At 57.7% G+C, this 15,096-nt stretch carries 10 protein-coding genes and 1 tRNA gene; 9 read left to right on the top strand and 2 right to left on the bottom strand.

The genetic code is table 11. The features are described from left to right. Window positions 1–89 precede the first annotated feature (89 nt). The 6 genes from G536_RS0115665 (at window position 90) to G536_RS0115690 (ending at window position 7,322) form a co-directional block, all read left to right on the top strand. A complete protein-coding gene (locus G536_RS0115665; protein ID WP_022824555.1) occupies window positions 90–2,558 on the top strand; it encodes a glycoside hydrolase family 95 protein in 2,469 nt (822 codons plus the stop codon). 27 nt (window positions 2,559–2,585) lie between these two features. Further along, window positions 2,586–3,518 (top strand): alpha/beta hydrolase, encoded by a 933-nt coding sequence (locus G536_RS0115670; RefSeq protein ID WP_022824556.1) that lies wholly within the window; start codon window positions 2,586–2,588, stop codon window positions 3,516–3,518. Window positions 3,519–3,554: 36 nt separating this feature from the next. Then, window positions 3,555–4,340, top strand: coding sequence for a rhamnogalacturonan acetylesterase (locus G536_RS28225; protein ID WP_033370426.1), 786 nt, complete (start codon window positions 3,555–3,557; stop codon window positions 4,338–4,340). A gap of 206 nt (window positions 4,341–4,546) precedes the next feature. Next, the gene (locus tag G536_RS28230; RefSeq protein WP_022824558.1) at window positions 4,547–5,371 is read left to right on the top strand and encodes a rhamnogalacturonan acetylesterase; all 825 of its coding nucleotides are present in this window, start codon (window positions 4,547–4,549) and stop codon (window positions 5,369–5,371) included. Further along, window positions 5,368–6,318 (top strand): pectinesterase family protein, encoded by a 951-nt coding sequence (locus G536_RS0115685; protein ID WP_022824559.1) that lies wholly within the window; start codon window positions 5,368–5,370, stop codon window positions 6,316–6,318. Before G536_RS28230 ends, G536_RS0115685 begins: the two co-directional genes overlap by 4 nt. Next, the gene (locus G536_RS0115690) at window positions 6,318–7,322 is read left to right on the top strand and encodes a pectinesterase family protein (protein ID WP_245575846.1); all 1,005 of its coding nucleotides are present in this window, start codon (window positions 6,318–6,320) and stop codon (window positions 7,320–7,322) included. The genes G536_RS0115685 and G536_RS0115690 overlap by 1 nt, the downstream gene beginning before the upstream one ends. 151 nt (window positions 7,323–7,473) lie before the next feature. Here G536_RS0115690 and G536_RS0115695 read toward each other — a convergent pair whose 3' ends face one another. Beyond that, entirely contained in the window at window positions 7,474–8,496 is a 1,023-nt protein-coding gene (locus G536_RS0115695; RefSeq protein ID WP_022824561.1) for a J domain-containing protein, read from the bottom strand. Between the two features lie 52 nt (window positions 8,497–8,548). Next, the gene (locus tag G536_RS0115700; protein ID WP_022824562.1) at window positions 8,549–9,451 is read right to left on the bottom strand and encodes a histone deacetylase family protein; all 903 of its coding nucleotides are present in this window, start codon (window positions 9,449–9,451) and stop codon (window positions 8,549–8,551) included. 1,098 nt (window positions 9,452–10,549) lie between these two features. Here G536_RS0115700 and G536_RS32230 point away from each other — a divergent pair. From G536_RS32230 to G536_RS0115710, 3 genes are all read left to right on the top strand, one after another. Continuing rightward, window positions 10,550–10,632, top strand: a tRNA-Tyr gene (locus G536_RS32230). A 136-nt stretch (window positions 10,633–10,768) separates the two neighbouring features. After that, complete coding sequence (locus G536_RS0115705) at window positions 10,769–12,139, top strand: PcfJ domain-containing protein (protein ID WP_084708650.1); 1,371 nt, start codon at window positions 10,769–10,771, stop codon at window positions 12,137–12,139. Between the two features lie 64 nt (window positions 12,140–12,203). Further along, the gene (locus tag G536_RS0115710; RefSeq protein ID WP_022824564.1) at window positions 12,204–13,730 is read left to right on the top strand and encodes a TROVE domain-containing protein; all 1,527 of its coding nucleotides are present in this window, start codon (window positions 12,204–12,206) and stop codon (window positions 13,728–13,730) included. The last annotated feature ends 1,366 nt before the right edge of the window (window positions 13,731–15,096 follow it).

The following is a 15,096-nucleotide window of genomic DNA, read 5'->3' on the forward strand; positions in this document are numbered from 1 at the left end:
TGCCCCCGTTTTTTTACTGACAGACAATTTTCTAGCTGTTCCAACGCTCACTGATGAGAAGACACTGTTTGTTTGATCGGGCATCTACCTTGCTGCTCTTTTGGTTGTTGGTGGCCGCCGTACCGGCCGCCGCTGGTAAGCCAACTCCTACCCCATTGAAGCTGTGGTACAACCAGCCAGCAACCAACTGGAACGAGGCGCTGCCCATTGGCAACGGCCGCCTGGGTGCTATGGTATTTGGTGGACCCGGCCGGGAACGGCTGCAACTTAATGAAGAAACCGTGTGGGCCGGTGAACCAGGCAACAATGTGGTACCCGGCGTATACGAGGGCATTCAGGAAATCCGCAAGCTGCTCTTTGCTGGCAAATACCAGGAAGCCCAGGACTTGTCGAACAAGACGTTTCCGCGCCAGGCTGCGTCCAACAACAACTATGGCATGCCCTACCAAACCTTGGGCAACTTGCTGCTAACCTTCCCTGGCCACGAAGCAGCCACCAACTACTACCGCGACCTGGACATTGAGCAGGCCGTTGCCAAGGTTTCGTACCAGGTAAAGGGGGTCACCTACACGCGCGAAATATTCGCCTCGCTACCCGATCAGGTGCTTGTGGTGCGCCTGACGGCCAGCAAGCCGGGCCGTATTACGTGCCGGCTGGGCCTGAACAGCCCGCAGCTGAATCATCGAGTTCAAACGGAGCCCACCAAACTGGTGCTGGCCGGGGTCAGCGGCAGCACCGACAACAAGGTGGGCAAGGTCCGGTTTCAGGCCCATGTCGTGCCCAAAGTAGAGGGTGGCAGCGTAACCGCCACGGACAGTACCCTACAAATTACCGGTGCCAACGCGGCCACGGTCTACATTTCTATAGGTACCAACTTCAAGAGCTACAAAGATTTGGGCGGCGATGAGGCGACCAAGGCGGCTTCTTACTTACCGGCGGCCCTGGCCAAAGCCTACCCAAAGGCCAAAGCCGAGCACGTAGCCTACTATCGGCGTTACTTCGACCGGGTTTCGCTGAACTTAGGTGGTACCGATGCGGTGCAAAAGCCCACGAATGCGCGCTTAGCAGCATTTGCCACCAGCCAAGACCCTGCACTGGCCGAGCTATATTTTCAATATGGCCGCTATCTGCTGATTTCTAGCTCGCAGCCTGGCACCCAGGCCGCCAACTTACAAGGCAAGTGGAACGACAAACTCGCGCCGCCGTGGGACAGCAAGTATACTGTCAACATCAACACTGAGATGAACTACTGGCCGGCCGAGGTAACGAACCTGTCGGAGTTGCACCAGCCGCTGTTCAGCATGCTCAAGGACCTGGCCGAAACAGGCAAGGAAAGCGCCGCCGTGGTGTACCACGCGCGCGGCTGGAACATGCACCACAACACCGATTTGTGGCGCATTACCGGCAACGTGGATGGGGGCTTTTACGGCATGTGGCCTATGGGCGGCGCCTGGCTCACCCAGCACCTATGGCAGCACTATCTCTTCACTGGCGACCAAGCCTTTCTGCGGGAGTATTATCCCGTGCTGAAAGGCGCGGCCCTATTCTACGTAGATGCCTTGCAGGAGGAACCTAGCCATAAGTGGCTGGTGGTAGCGCCGTCGATGTCGCCGGAAAACTCCTACCAGAGTGGTGTGGGCATCACGGCGGGCACAACCATGGACAATCAGCTCGTGTTTGATGTGTTTTCCAACGCCCTGCGTGCCGCTGCTATCCTGAACACCGATCAAGCTTTTGCCGACACGCTCAGTACTATGATCAAGCGCCTGCCACCCATGCAAATTGGGCAGCATGGGCAGTTGCAGGAGTGGCTGCAAGACTGGGACAACCCCAAGAGTACGCACCGGCATATTTCGCACCTCTACGGCCTGTTTCCGAGCGGCCAGATTTCGCCCTACCGCACGCCAGAATTGTTTGAAGCCGCCCGCGTAACACTCACGCAACGCGGCGACATCTCCACGGGTTGGTCGATGGGGTGGAAGGTGAATTTCTGGGCGCGCATGCTCGACGGCAACCACGCCTACAAGTTACTTTCCAACCAGTTGCGTTTGATCTCGGGCGACGTAGTAAAAGTAAACGAAGCCACTGGCGGCGGCACCTACCCCAACCTGCTCGACGCCCACCCCCCTTTCCAGATCGACGGCAACTTTGGCTGCACGGCGGGTTTGGCTGAACTATTCATGCAGAGCTACGACGGCGTCATCGACTTGCTGCCTGCTCTACCCGATGCTTGGCCAACGGGCGAGGTAAAAGGCCTTGTGGCACGGGGCGGCTACGTGGTAGACCTCGCCTGGGACAAAGGCAAGGTCACACGGGTGCAAATCACCTCGCGCTTAGGAGGCAACTGCCGCGTGCGGGTACACAGCCCCCTGAAAGTAGCAGGCAATTCGCTGACAGTGGCGCAGGGTGAAAATTCCAACCCCTTCTACCAGGTCATGCCGGTAAAGCTCCCACTGGTTTCAGAGAAATCAAATGCCAGAAAGCCGACCCTACCTCCTTCTTTCGTGTATGATTTGCCGACGCAGGCTGGCAAGGTCTATGCCCTGCGGGCTCAGTAGTATTTTTCTCACTTTACCCTATTTGCTTTGTCCCGACCGTTTCGCCTAGGCTTCAGCTTACTGTTACTTTGGATTTTGTGCCAGGTTCGGGTGCAGGCCCAGGAGTTTATTCCGCTGTGGCCTAAGAAGAAGATGCCTAATTCCAAGGGCCTGAAGCTGGAAGACAAAATCGAGAACGAGCGGATTACGCAGGTAGGCACGCCGGGTATGTACGCCTTCTACACCTCGAAAGAGGAAAATAAAGGTTGCGCCGTATTGATCTGCCCGTCCGGTGGCTACCAGAAGCTCACGTATTTGGTGGGCGGCACGCAGTTGGCTAAATGGTTGAACACGCTCGGTATTACGGCTTTTGTGCTCAATTACCGCTTGCCCAACTCGCCCGACCTCAAGGAGCGCAGCATCGGGCCGGAACAGGATGCCCAACGCGCCATGCGCCTGATTCGGGCCAACGCCACCAAGTGGCAGCTCGACCCGAACCGCATTGGCATTATGGGCGCGTCGGCGGGCGTGCACCTGGCGTCCACGCTCGGCACACATCAGGAAGATGTATCGGCCATTGGCGACGAGCTGGATAAGCTGGCTTTCGCACCCAACTTCATGGTGCTGGTGTCGCCGGTTATTACGCTGGGGCAGTATGCGCACGTAGGCAGCCGCAACACGCTGCTGGGCGAGAATGCGCCGCCGGAGCTGGTAGAGAAGTTCTCCAACGAGCTGCACGTATCGGAGGCCACGCCGCCTACGTTTCTGGTCCACGCCTACAACGACCCCGCAGTGAATCAGCGCAACAGCTTGCTGTTCTACCAAGCCCTGGTCGAGCACAAGGTGCCGGGCACGCTGCACATTTTTCCGCAGGGCGCGCACGCCATTGCGGTGCGCAACAACCCCGGCTCGGCCAACCAGTGGACCACGCTATGTGAGGCGTGGCTGCTGGAAATGGGCTTTATCACCGAAAAGAAGTAACATGGGCCGTTTGCCCTTCTTTTGCTCAACGCTATTATGATAAACAAGCACCTACTGAGAATTGCCACCGCCTTGAGCGTCTTGTGCCTGATGGCCTTCAGTGTTCCGCCTGCCAAAATCACCATTTACCTTATCGGCGACTCCACCATGTCGATAAAGGAGGTGAAGAATTATCCGGAAACGGGGTGGGGGATGCCGTTTGCGTACTTTTTCGACGAAACCGTGACCGTGGACAACCGCGCCCAGAACGGCCGCAGCACCAAAAGTTTTGTGGCCGAAAACCGCTGGCAGCCGGTAGCCAGCGCGCTCAAGGAAGGCGACTACGTGTTCATTCAGTTCGGGCACAACGACGAGGTGCCCACTAAGCGCAGCTACACCCCCGAAGCGGATTACAAGAACTACCTGATCCGCTTCATCACTGAAACTCGCGCCAAAAAAGCCACGCCGGTACTGCTCACGCCCGTTGCGCGCCGCAAGTTCGATGCCGCGGGCAAGGTGGAAGGCACCCACGACGTGTACTCGGAAATCATGCGCAAAACCGCGCAGGAGCAGCAGGTAGCCCTCATCGATTTCGACCGGGAAAGCCAGGCGCTGTTGCAGCAGATGGGCGTCGAGAATTCCAAGCTGCTCTTCAACCAGCTTGTGCCCGGTGAACATCCCAACTACCCCGACGGCAAGGACGACAACACCCATTTCAACGAGTTGGGCGCCCGCAAAATGGCCGAAATCGTGCTGGCTGACATTCGCAACCTCAAGCTGGAGCTAGCCAACCGCATTGTAAAGCGCGCCGCCGCTAAAACCGTTGATCCACAAGCCCGCTAACCTCATGTTGTCCGTTGTCACTGAGTGTTTAAATGACAAAAAGAACGTCATGCAGAGGCGGAGCCGAAGCATCTCGCGTGCTGACTCAGGATTACTATTGCAACGTCAGCAGGCGAGATGCTTCGCTGCGCTCTGCATGACGGGCTGGTGAGTTCTAAATGGCTTTCTAAATAGGTTCTTCTCTGGTATTTACTCTGCCTAGTTCTATGAAAATACCCATCCCTACGAAACCCAGCCTGTGGATGGCTCTGCTTGTGCTATTGGCCGCTTTCACGGCGCCGGCCCCGCCCAAAAAGACCACGCTCTACCTTGTCGGCGACTCTACCATTGCCCAGAAAGTGGGGCAGGTGTTTCCTGAAACCGGCTGGGGCATGCCGCTGGCTACGTTCTTCGACACCGCCGCCGTACGCGTGGACAACCGCGCCCAGAACGGCCGCAGCACGCGCACGTTTCTGGCCGAAAACCGCTGGCAGCCCATCGTGGATGCCTTGCAGCCGCAGGATTACGTCATGATTCAATTCGGGCACAACGACGAGGCCGAAAACTACCCGGACCGCTACACCTCGCCCGCCGATTTTCGCAAGAACCTTGTCAAGTTCGTGACCGAGACGCGCAGCAAAAAGGCCATGCCGGTGCTGATTACGCCCGTCACGCGCCGGCGCTTCAAGAACGGCCAGCAAGAGGAAACGCACATAGCCTACTCGGCGGCGACTATTGAAATAGCCAAAGCGTACAAAGTGCCGCTGATTGACCTCGACAAGTCAAGCCGGGAGTTGGTGCAACAATTCGGCGAGGAGAACAGCAAGTTGCTGTTCCTGCAACTCGCCCCCGGCGACCATCCGAACTATCCCTACGGCAAGAACGACAACACCCATTTCAGTGAGCTGGGCGCCCGCAAGATGGCGCAACTGGTGGTGCGGGAGGTAGTGGCGCAGAAGCTACCCATTCTCTCCGAGCGCCTGGCCAAGCCCACCGCCAAAAACGCCGTGCCGCCGACTACTACCAAAGATGCCCAACCGACTACCCCATGAAGCACGTTCTTTCCCTTTTCTGTTTGCTATGGCTACTCATCCGGCCGGCCTTCGCCTACGACTTCGTGGTGGCCCAGGATGGCAGCGGCACCTACCGCACCGTGCAGGAAGCCTTCAACGCCGTGCCCGATTTTCGCAAGAAAGTCACCACCATTTTCATCAAGAAAGGCGTGTACAAGGAGAAGCTGGTGCTGGCCGGTTCCAAAAACCTGGTGCACCTCATCGGCGAGGACCTCACCAAAACGGTACTCACCTACGACGATTACAACACCAAAAAGAACATCTTCGGGGAAGACAAAGGCACCTCGGGCTCGTCGAGCATCTACATCTACGGCGGAGATTTTTCGGCCGAAAATCTCACCTTTCAGAACTCCTCCGGGCCAGTAGGGCAGGCAGTGGCCATGTGGGTAGCCGGCGACAAAGCGCGATTCAAGAACTGCCGGTTTCTGGGTTTTCAGGACACGCTGTACACCTACGGCTACGGCAGCCGCCAGTATTATCAGGATTGCTACATCGAAGGCACCGTGGATTTCATCTTCGGTAGCAGCACGGCTTGGTTCGAGAACTGCACCATTTTTTGCAAGCAGAACGGCTACGTCACGGCCGCTTCCACCCCCGACAGCACCCGTTTCGGCTACGTGTTCAACCGCTGTAAAATCATCGGCGACGCCCCAGCGAGCAGTTTCTATCTGGGCCGGCCCTGGCGGCCCTACGCCAAAACCGTGTTTCTGCATTGCGAGTTGGGCCCCCACATCAACCCGGCCGGCTGGGACCATTGGGGCAAGGGCAGCAACAAGCAAACCGCCTACTACGCCGAGTACGACAACCGCGGCAAGGGTGCCCAACCCAAGCAGCGCGTGCCCTGGGCTCATCAGCTCACCGAGCAGGAAGTGAAACTCTACACCCTCGATACCGTGCTCCGGCACTGGAACCCCACCCAAGACTAATGATGCTTTCCCGAAAACTTCTGCTGGCGGGTAGCCTGATGTTGGCGACGCCTGCCCTATACGCGCAAACCACCGCCCCTGCGCCGGCTTCGGCTAAGCCGGCTGCTCCGCCTTCCTTCAACCAAACCGTGCGCCTAGTGGTAGCGCCCGACGGCTCCGGCGACTACCGCACCATCCAGGAAGCCGTCATGGCCGTGCGCGACTTCATGCAGGTGCGCGCCACCATCTTCATCAAAAACGGCACCTACCGCGAAAAGCTGGTGATACCCTCCCAGAAAACCAATATTGCGCTGGTAGGCGAAAGCCGCGACGGCGTGGTCATCACCTACGGCGACTATTCCGGCGACGCCGAGAAGCACAGCACCTATACTTCGTCTACGGTGCGCGTGCAGGGCAACGACTTTTCAGCCGAGAATATCACCTTCGAAAACTCGGCCGGTCGGGTGGGGCAGGCGGTGGCGTTGCACGTGGAAGGCGACCGGGCTGCGTTCCGCAACTGCCGCATGCTGGGCAACCAGGATACGCTGTTTCTGGCCATCGAAAACAGCCGGCAGTACTACCAGAATTGCTACATCGAAGGCACCACCGACTTCATCTTCGGGGCCAGCACGGCCGTCTTCGACTATTGCACCATCTTCAGCAAAAGCGACTCTTACATCACGGCGGCTTCCACCACGCCCCGGCAGTCGTTTGGTTTGGTGTTCCTGAACTGCCAGCTAACCGCCGCCCCCGAAGCCAAGAAGGTATACCTAGGCCGGCCGTGGCGCCCGCACGCCCGCACCGTGTTCATCAACACCGAAATGGGCGCCCACATCCGGCCTGAAGGCTGGAACAACTGGAGCCAACCCGACAACGAAAAAACCGCCTATTACGCCGAGTATCAATCAACCGGGCCGGGCGCAAACCCCAAAGGCCGCGTGGCTTGGTCGCGGCAACTGACGGCCAAAGAAGTGAAGCAATACACGCTCAGCACGGTGTTCGGCAACTGGAATCCGACTAAGTAGCCCAAACAGGCCGTCATGCAGAGCGCAGCGAAGCATCTCGCTCGAATCGTTGTAGTTTGTTTAGCAACGACGCCACGCGAGATGCTTCGCTGCGCTCTGCATGACGGCCTTTATATTCTGCTGTCAACTCAGCGCAAATAGATTTCTAGAGCTATACCGTGTCGTGGCCGGCGGCAGATAGTTCGCGCAGTACCTCGCGCAAGCCTGTGGGCTCTTGAATCAGGCGGAAAATGTGTTCCAGATATTCCGCTTCGGCGCGCAGATGGCGCTTTAGCTCGCGCAGCTCGATTTCCCGCTTTTTGCCGGTGCTACCGCTGAAGCCGTTTTCGCCGTATTTCAGTTCGTTGAGCTGTTGCTTTAGCTCCACTTGCTGTTGGTGCAGGGCCTGCGTGTAGCGGGTCAGTACATCATCGTCGGCGCTGGCGGCGGGGCCCGATTCGGAGAGCAACTGGAGCAGCGTGTAGAGGTCGTTGGCTTCGTAGGCCTCGGTGATGCGCTGCATCAGGGCCGTTTTGTGAGCCTGGGTTTCCGGGTCGCGCTCCAGGTCGGGGTGATGGGTGCGGGCCAGTTGGCGGTAGAGGGTTTTGGTGTTGGATAGCAGCTTCTGCTGCTCTTCGCGGGCTGCTTTCTCGGCTAGTTCCTGCGCCTTTTGGGCTTTGGTTTTGCGTCGGGTACGGGCATGCGCCGCCGCTTGCTCGTGCGGGGGCACATCGGAAGTGAGGTCGGGTACAAATTCGGCGGGCTTTTCCTCGCTAGGAATGGCTTCCGCTTCGGCGGCGGCGCGGCGGCTGGGGGCGTATTTCAGCACGATGTCCGCCGTGTCTTCCCCGAACCGATTGTGCAGGCCGTGGGCATTACCCACAATGAAGTCGGTGATTTGGCGCTCCTCCTGGCGGTTGAAATAGGGTAGGAGCAGGGCCTCTTCCAGTGGGGCAAACAACGCCCGCCGGGCCTCTACCACCGCGCGCGCGCCCGGCCCCACCTGCTGCCAATAGCGCCGCCGGGCCTCGGCCTGCTCCACTTGCAACTCGCGCAGCCGCTGCCGCAAGCCCTCCACCTGCTGCACCGCCTCCCTAAACGCCTGTTGCGCCGGAGTGCCCGCCGCTTCGGCCGGGGCCGGAATGGGCAGAGAGTTGGCAGCGGGTAAATCGGTAGCGGGGTTGTGCAGATTCATTGGGCAAAGGTAACGGGCCGCCAGTTGAACAGGTTTGGCCTAGCACGCGGCTTCATCCAAACACCTCATACGCCACCCGAAACGTGTTGCAATGCGCATCTACAATGTCGGAGAGCCGCTCGGAGTAGCCGCCGCCCATGCTCACGGCCACTGGCAAGTGATGCTCGTGGCATAGGCGTAATATGTATTCGTCGCGCTGACGGCAGCCTTCGGGCGTGAGGGCCAGTTTGCCGAGCTTGTCGGTTGCCAGCACGTCTACGCCGGCCTGAAAGAAGATGAAATCGGGCTGCACCTGAGCCAGCAACTCCGGCAAGTTGGCTTGCAGGATACCAAGGTAGGTGGCATCGTCGGTACCCAACTCCAGCGCCACGTCCCGGTCGGACTGCTCTTTGCGCAACGGGTAATTGGCGCCGGCGTGCATCGAAAACGTGAATACGCGCGGCTCCTCCCGGAAAATACTGGCTGTGCCGTCGCCCTGGTGCACATCGAGGTCCACCACCAGAATCTGGCGGGCCAGCCCGTGGTGGAGTAGGTGCATAGCGGCCACCGCAATGTCGTTGAGCACGCAAAAACCCTCGCCCCGGTCCCGAAATGCGTGATGCGTACCGCCAGCCAGACTCATTCCGATTCCGCTCAGCAGAGCCTGCTGCGCTGACTGTACCGTGCCCGCCACGCTGCTCAAAGAGCGGCGCACCAACTCCGGACTTTGCGGCAACCCCAACCGCCGCACCTCGGCCGCCGACAGGTGCAAGTCGCGCACCTTATGCCAGTACTCGGCGGAATGCACGCGCAGGATATCGTCTTCACTGGCCAGCCCTGGGTCGTAGAAATCCTCGGCCGGTGCGATACCTTGCCACAACAGCTGCTCCCGAATCAACTCGTACTTGGCAATCGGGAAGCGGTGGCCGTTCGGCAAGCTGATGCTGTAACGTTCGGAAGTGGCAAGGCGGGGCATGCAGGCAACTTGAGTGGATACGGGGCACTGTACGCAAAACAATCATTGCTGAGCGGAGGCGCCAGCGGATTAACAGTAGAAAGCCCGTTCCATACTCACCTATGCTGTGTGTATAGTAAACAGTTTATAGTGACCTGTAGCTAAATAGGCCCTCATGCAGAGCGCAGCGAAGCATCTCGCGTGGTGATGTTGCGGTACTAGTTTTACAGGTTACCTATTGTGATGTTTGCACCCTATGGACATACAAAAGGTACGACTTGGCGACTTTATCGAACTAAATGGTTCTCTTGGCGTCGTTGTCGGGGTTAACACGGACGAGGTAGTTGCAACTGTTCCCGAAGGCCACTTAGCGGTTTGGTTCGGGCCAAAGTCACGGCAATCAAATCCAGAAGAAAAGGCAAATAATATTCCCGAAGTATGGACGGTGCCAGCCGAATACTGCACACTCGCTCCGATTCCTCAATACTATCATTAGTGAACGGATAACCGAATTAATTATTGTTGCGTATTCTTTGTTTTCAAATGGATTACAGTGCTTTGATTATTCTAAATAAAAAAATAATTAAAATATTTTTGAACGTATTTTGGTGAATACAAAAACTCCTCCCATATTTGTCACACTAAACACAACAAACCATGCTACGCCACTTCAATTACATCAGCAAGAAAGACGGTATAGAGCCATCAGGTTCATGCCCGGTTCGGTGTAGCTAAGTAGTAGCAGACTTCCTCTGACACTTCCGCCACCCGAACCCAGAAGGTTCGGGTGGCTTGTTTTTAAGCCTCTTATATCCTTCGGCCATGTATCTGCCAGCAGATAGCCTCCACTATCAACCACTCAGCAAACGGCGTAATAGCCGCGCGTGGGATTGGTATGGCCGGGATTTTTCGTTGAACGATTCGCGTAGGTAAATTCCTCGTGACGTATCCGTGAAAAACGCCCGGCTTCTCCCAAGAAGTCGGGCGTTTTTTATATTCATTATGCAGATAAAATTAATTTATCTGTTGCCGAAAAAGTATGCCTATTTATTAAATAGAATAGTCAACTAATTTGCGTAGTTGCTGTATTATAAATGCGTAGTATTTATTAAATAATAAGGGAAGTTATACCGTAGGGGTAGCGGGACTGGCTGTAACCCAGTTGCTGAGAAGCTCGGGTGGTTCAACTCCATCACTTCCCACTTTTATTGCCTATTACTATTCTATTTTCTCATCTTTTTCATTTCCCCCACCCATGCAATTCATCTATCAACCCTTGCGGCCCGATACCAGCAAACCCGCCAGCACAGCTATGTCGCTCAGGCCGCTGCTGGAGCTATGCGCCACTGTGCCCGCCGCCTTACACCCTATCCAATACCGCAATCCTGGTTGGCCCCAGCCTATAAATCGGGGCACTACACGATGTCGAATCGTAACAAACTGTTGTCGGCGCAAGCTCTCTGCGCCAAGCAAGCTACTGCTGCTCTCACCCAGCGCCCCGACTGGCGAAAATGGGCTCAAACGCGGCAGATAGCCTATATTTTCTCTTTCTCAACCGCCCGCGAACTATACCAGGAAGTGGGTGGCCGGTCGGAGCTGGGGCTGCTTTACCAGCACTGCGTGGAAGGGCGCAAACTGGCCGAGCAAAAACGCATCCAACAGTTCCTGCTGAACCTAGCGGCCAAGCGTACCGAGCTGCTGTTGCGCCCCGAAGTTGGTAAGGCCGTGGGGGCGCTGGCCAGCTACTACCCACGCCGCCTCCGCGACCTAGCGGACTGGCAGCCGAAAAGCAAAAACGTGTATCGGCAGATGGAAAGCCTGGTACGCCACCTCTTCGACCAGTACGGCGACGTGCCGGGCTGGCTGATAAATGCTTGGCTGGAAGGCGACTTACTGCAAAACGGCGTCAGCATTCCGTTGCTGACGGTGTACGTGGGTGGTGGTAATTCCTTACGCAGCTTTCCGGGCTTGCCCGTGCCGCTGACCAAAAAACTAGAGCACGAAATGCGGCTGGCACCCGCCGGCTGCACCCTGCTCGAAGCCATTCGCTACGCTCAGTTGGCCGCCCGTGGTGCGCTGGATTGGGTTGGCACCGTGCTCGAATCACGGTTGGGCCGGGAAATCACGCCCGACGATAGTTTCTGGCTGGGAGTGGTGGACCTATTCGTGGCGACGCCCATGGTCGATCCGCGGCACTTCGGTCCGGTCTGCGACTGGATTCATCAGAAGCGCAGCGTTGGGATTGCGCCGGAACCGGCTCAACCCAATTTCTCGCTCAAAGGCCGCAGTATGGCGTCTGTCCTCGCTCAAACGGAGCAGTGGCACCGTAGCTTGGCCCAAACCCGCCGCTACGTTGGCTCCGGGTACTCGGCAACTACCAACTGGACCGGTTTGGACATCCCCAATTTTGTAGGCGGAGCCAAGGACCGGGTACGCATCACCCAAATCAACGTTTTTGGGCTGCTGGTGGCGGAAGGGCAGGCTATGCATCACTGCGTGGCATCCTATATCCAGTCGTGTGTGAAAGGCAACTGCGGCATTTTCTCCTTAACCGTTGATGGAGTCCGCATGCTGACACTGGAAGTCAATTACAACTATATGATCGTGCAAGCTCGTGGCAACTATAACCGCTCAATGGCCGATGATGAACGGTTTTGGGTAACGCGCTGGGCTACCGATGCTCGTCTGACCTTATCGAAATACATCTAAGCGAAATACCTATTTAAGGTATTAGCAATCAAGTAGTAAACAATCATCAATAAAGCAATCAACCATGCGCTTCAACCTTACTTTCCGCAAAGCTCAACCCGATACTGTGAACCACGAGGGCGCAGCTGCCTTCACGCTCACGCCGCAATTGGAACTGTACGCCGCCGTGGCTACCGCCGCCCTCAGCGACCAGTTCTATGAGCAAGCCGACACGCGGCTGGCCCGCCTGCGGGACCTGGTAGCCCGCAACGACCCCACGTTTGTGGCCCAGGTGGCCGTGTACGCTCGTGAGCAGATGTACTTACGCTCGGTGCCTTTGGTGCTGGCCGTAGAACTAGCCCGCCTGCACCGCGGCGACAACCTGGTGAGCCGCCTAGTGGCCCGCATCGTGCAGCGCCCCGACGAAATTACGGAGTTGCTGGCCTGCTACGCCCAAGTGAACCAACGGACTGGGGTGAAAATCCTGAACCGCCTCTCCAAGCAGCTCCAGAAAGGCTTGGCCGTCAGCTTCAACCGTTTCGACGGTTATCAGCTGGCCAAGTACGACCGGGCCGGCGCAGTTCGGCTGCGCGACGCCCTGTTCCTGGTGCACCCTACGCCCCGCAATGAGGCGCAGCAAGTGCTCTTCGATCAGCTGGTGGCTGGCACCTTGCCCACGCCCTACACCTGGGAAACCGAGTTGTCGGCGCTGGGGCAGGCTGCTTACGCCACGCCGGCGGAGCGTACGGCGGCTTTCCGGGAGAAGTGGGAAACGCTGATTGCCAGCGGCAAGCTGGGCTACATGGCCTTGCTGCGCAACCTGCGCAACATCCTCGAAGCCGGCGTGTCGGCGGAGGCAGTGGTGGAGGTGTGCACGGTGCTGGCCGACCGCACGGCGGTGGCGCGTAGCAAGCAGCTGCCGTTCCGCTACCTGGCTGCTTACCGCGAAGTGAAAGTCTTGCAGAACGGCCACGTATCGGCAGTGCTTACGGCTCTGGAAGATGCCATTACGCACAGCGCCGCCAACCTGCGCGGCTTCGGCCCCGAAACCCGCGTGGTAGTGGCCTGCGACGTGTCTAGCTCCATGCAAACGCCCATCTCGCCGCGCAGCAAAGTGCTGCTCTACGATGTGAGCTTGGTGCTGGGAATGTTGCTCCAGAGCCGCTGCCAGCACGTTACGGCCGGCATGTTCGGCGACACCTGGAAGCGCATCAGCATGCCCCGCGGCCCAGTTCTCCGCAATGTAGACGAGTTCTACCGCCGCGAAGGCGAGGTCGGCTATAGCACCAACGGCCACCTGGTGGTGCGCGACTTGCGCCAGCGCCAGGAGGTAGTGGATAAAGTGATGCTCTTCACCGATGTGCAGCTCTGGAACAGCAACGGCGACGGCGGAACCCTAGCCCAGGAATGGGCGGAATATCGCCGCACCGTAGCGCCCCAGGCCCGCCTGTACCTCTTCGACCTAGCCGGCCACGGCAACGCTCCACTCGACGTTCGCGCCGAAAACGGAGTAGCCTTGATTGCTGGCTGGTCCGATAAAGTATTCAGCGTGCTCGAAGCCCTTGACAACAGCGGCTCCTCTCTTACTGAAATACAGGCCATCGAGTTTTAACATCATGCGGCCCCGGGAGTGGTATCCGACGCCATAGAAGCTGCCGCCACTCCCGGGTTACTGCCCGGAATTTCTCCTAAGCCAACCTCAACAGAAATCAATGGCAACATTTTTTTCATAAAACGCTCAATAATCATGTTAAATCTTGCGTTATTATAATTGGGTTGGCGGCTTACCAACGTGGTAGCCGCCCGCCGGAACGGCAGCTAGCCGAGGCATATGGCTTCGGCTTGCCGTTCCAAACAGCTGAGCCACCACTTCGGGTGCCGTAGGCGGGCGTTACTTCGCTGGTGAAGCAAACAGTCTTCGGGTTGTTTGCCGGGTTCGAGTCCCATCCACAGCTTCGGCCGTGGACAATACGCCAGCCGCCTGTTGCCCCGGAGTTGGTGGACCCAGCTGCGAAATCACCCTGCCGGGTGTCGTTGCAGAGCATTCCTTCGGGTCGTACGTTCGAATCGTATCAGGTCCGCGCCTCGCAGGCGTAGGTCCTGTAGCTCAGTCTGGTAGAGCAGAAAGGCTTCGGCCGCCGCTTCGCGCATTTTACCCCGGCAGTTTTTCTTGTTGACCTTCAACCGGGTGCCGTAAGTTAGCCTTACTTCGCCATCAGATAGGTCTTGTCGCGGGTTCGATTCCCGAAGTGGTGCCAGCTGGCACAACGCCGGAAACTGATAGGGCAAGACCGAGTGGCTAGCGCCCGTTGCCCCGTTTGAAAGTTGTTGAAAATCGTGTCACCGTAGTGGGTGTCGTAGGTAGGCGTTCCTTCAATTGTTGAGCCTCATGGGCTCCGCAGGTTCGAATCCTGCCTCTTTGCTTGCAAGGAGTGGCTGAGAGGCTAAAAGCACCAATCCAACAAAGTCGCCCGCCGCATTTTACCCCACTATTTATTGCCTTGTACGGGTGCCGTAGCCGGGCCATACTTCGCATTTCCATTGCCCAGGTTGCAGGTTCGAATCCTGCTGGCACTGCTCTCGGGTGGCGCTGTAGCTCAACTGGCAGAGCAGGTTATCAGGAGACTTGGCGCTTGTTGCCCCGTACATAAGTTGAACCTGACAGGTGCCGTAGCGAAGCCATACTTCGCTTGGGGCTATGGGGTCGTGGGTTCAAGTCCCACCTGCCGAAAGGCAGTAGCTCAGTGGTTAGAGCACATAGTAGAAGGCTTCGCGCCTGTTGCCCTGTCAGTGATGGGAGGAAAAGGGAGGTGTCGTAGGGTAGCCTTACTTCGTCTGAAAAACTCAAGCGGCTATCCGTTTTTCACCCTCCCCAGCTTGCTTCTTGGCTGCGGATGCCGTAGGTGCGCGCTACTCCGATCTGTTACATCGGCCCCATGGCCCCGTTGCGCGGACCGTCTGTTGCTCCAGAGTTCAGA

It is taken from the genome of Hymenobacter norwichensis DSM 15439, assembly GCF_000420705.1.
GTDB lineage: Bacteria > Bacteroidota > Bacteroidia > Cytophagales > Hymenobacteraceae > Hymenobacter > Hymenobacter norwichensis.

Coding starts and splice junctions, on each gene's coding strand:
- G536_RS28225 (WP_033370426.1), top strand. CDS start 3,555: ATGATAAACAAGCACCTACTGAGAATTGCCACCGCCTTGAGCGTCTTG.
- G536_RS28230 (WP_022824558.1), top strand. CDS start 4,547: ATGAAAATACCCATCCCTACGAAACCCAGCCTGTGGATGGCTCTGCTT.
- G536_RS0115685 (WP_022824559.1), top strand. CDS start 5,368: ATGAAGCACGTTCTTTCCCTTTTCTGTTTGCTATGGCTACTCATCCGG.
- G536_RS0115690 (WP_245575846.1), top strand. CDS start 6,318: ATGATGCTTTCCCGAAAACTTCTGCTGGCGGGTAGCCTGATGTTGGCG.
- G536_RS0115695 (WP_022824561.1), bottom strand. CDS start 8,496: ATGAATCTGCACAACCCCGCTACCGATTTACCCGCTGCCAACTCTCTG.
- G536_RS0115700 (WP_022824562.1), bottom strand. CDS start 9,451: ATGCCCCGCCTTGCCACTTCCGAACGTTACAGCATCAGCTTGCCGAAC.
- G536_RS0115705 (WP_084708650.1), top strand. CDS start 10,769: ATGCGCCACTGTGCCCGCCGCCTTACACCCTATCCAATACCGCAATCC.
- G536_RS0115710 (WP_022824564.1), top strand. CDS start 12,204: ATGCGCTTCAACCTTACTTTCCGCAAAGCTCAACCCGATACTGTGAAC.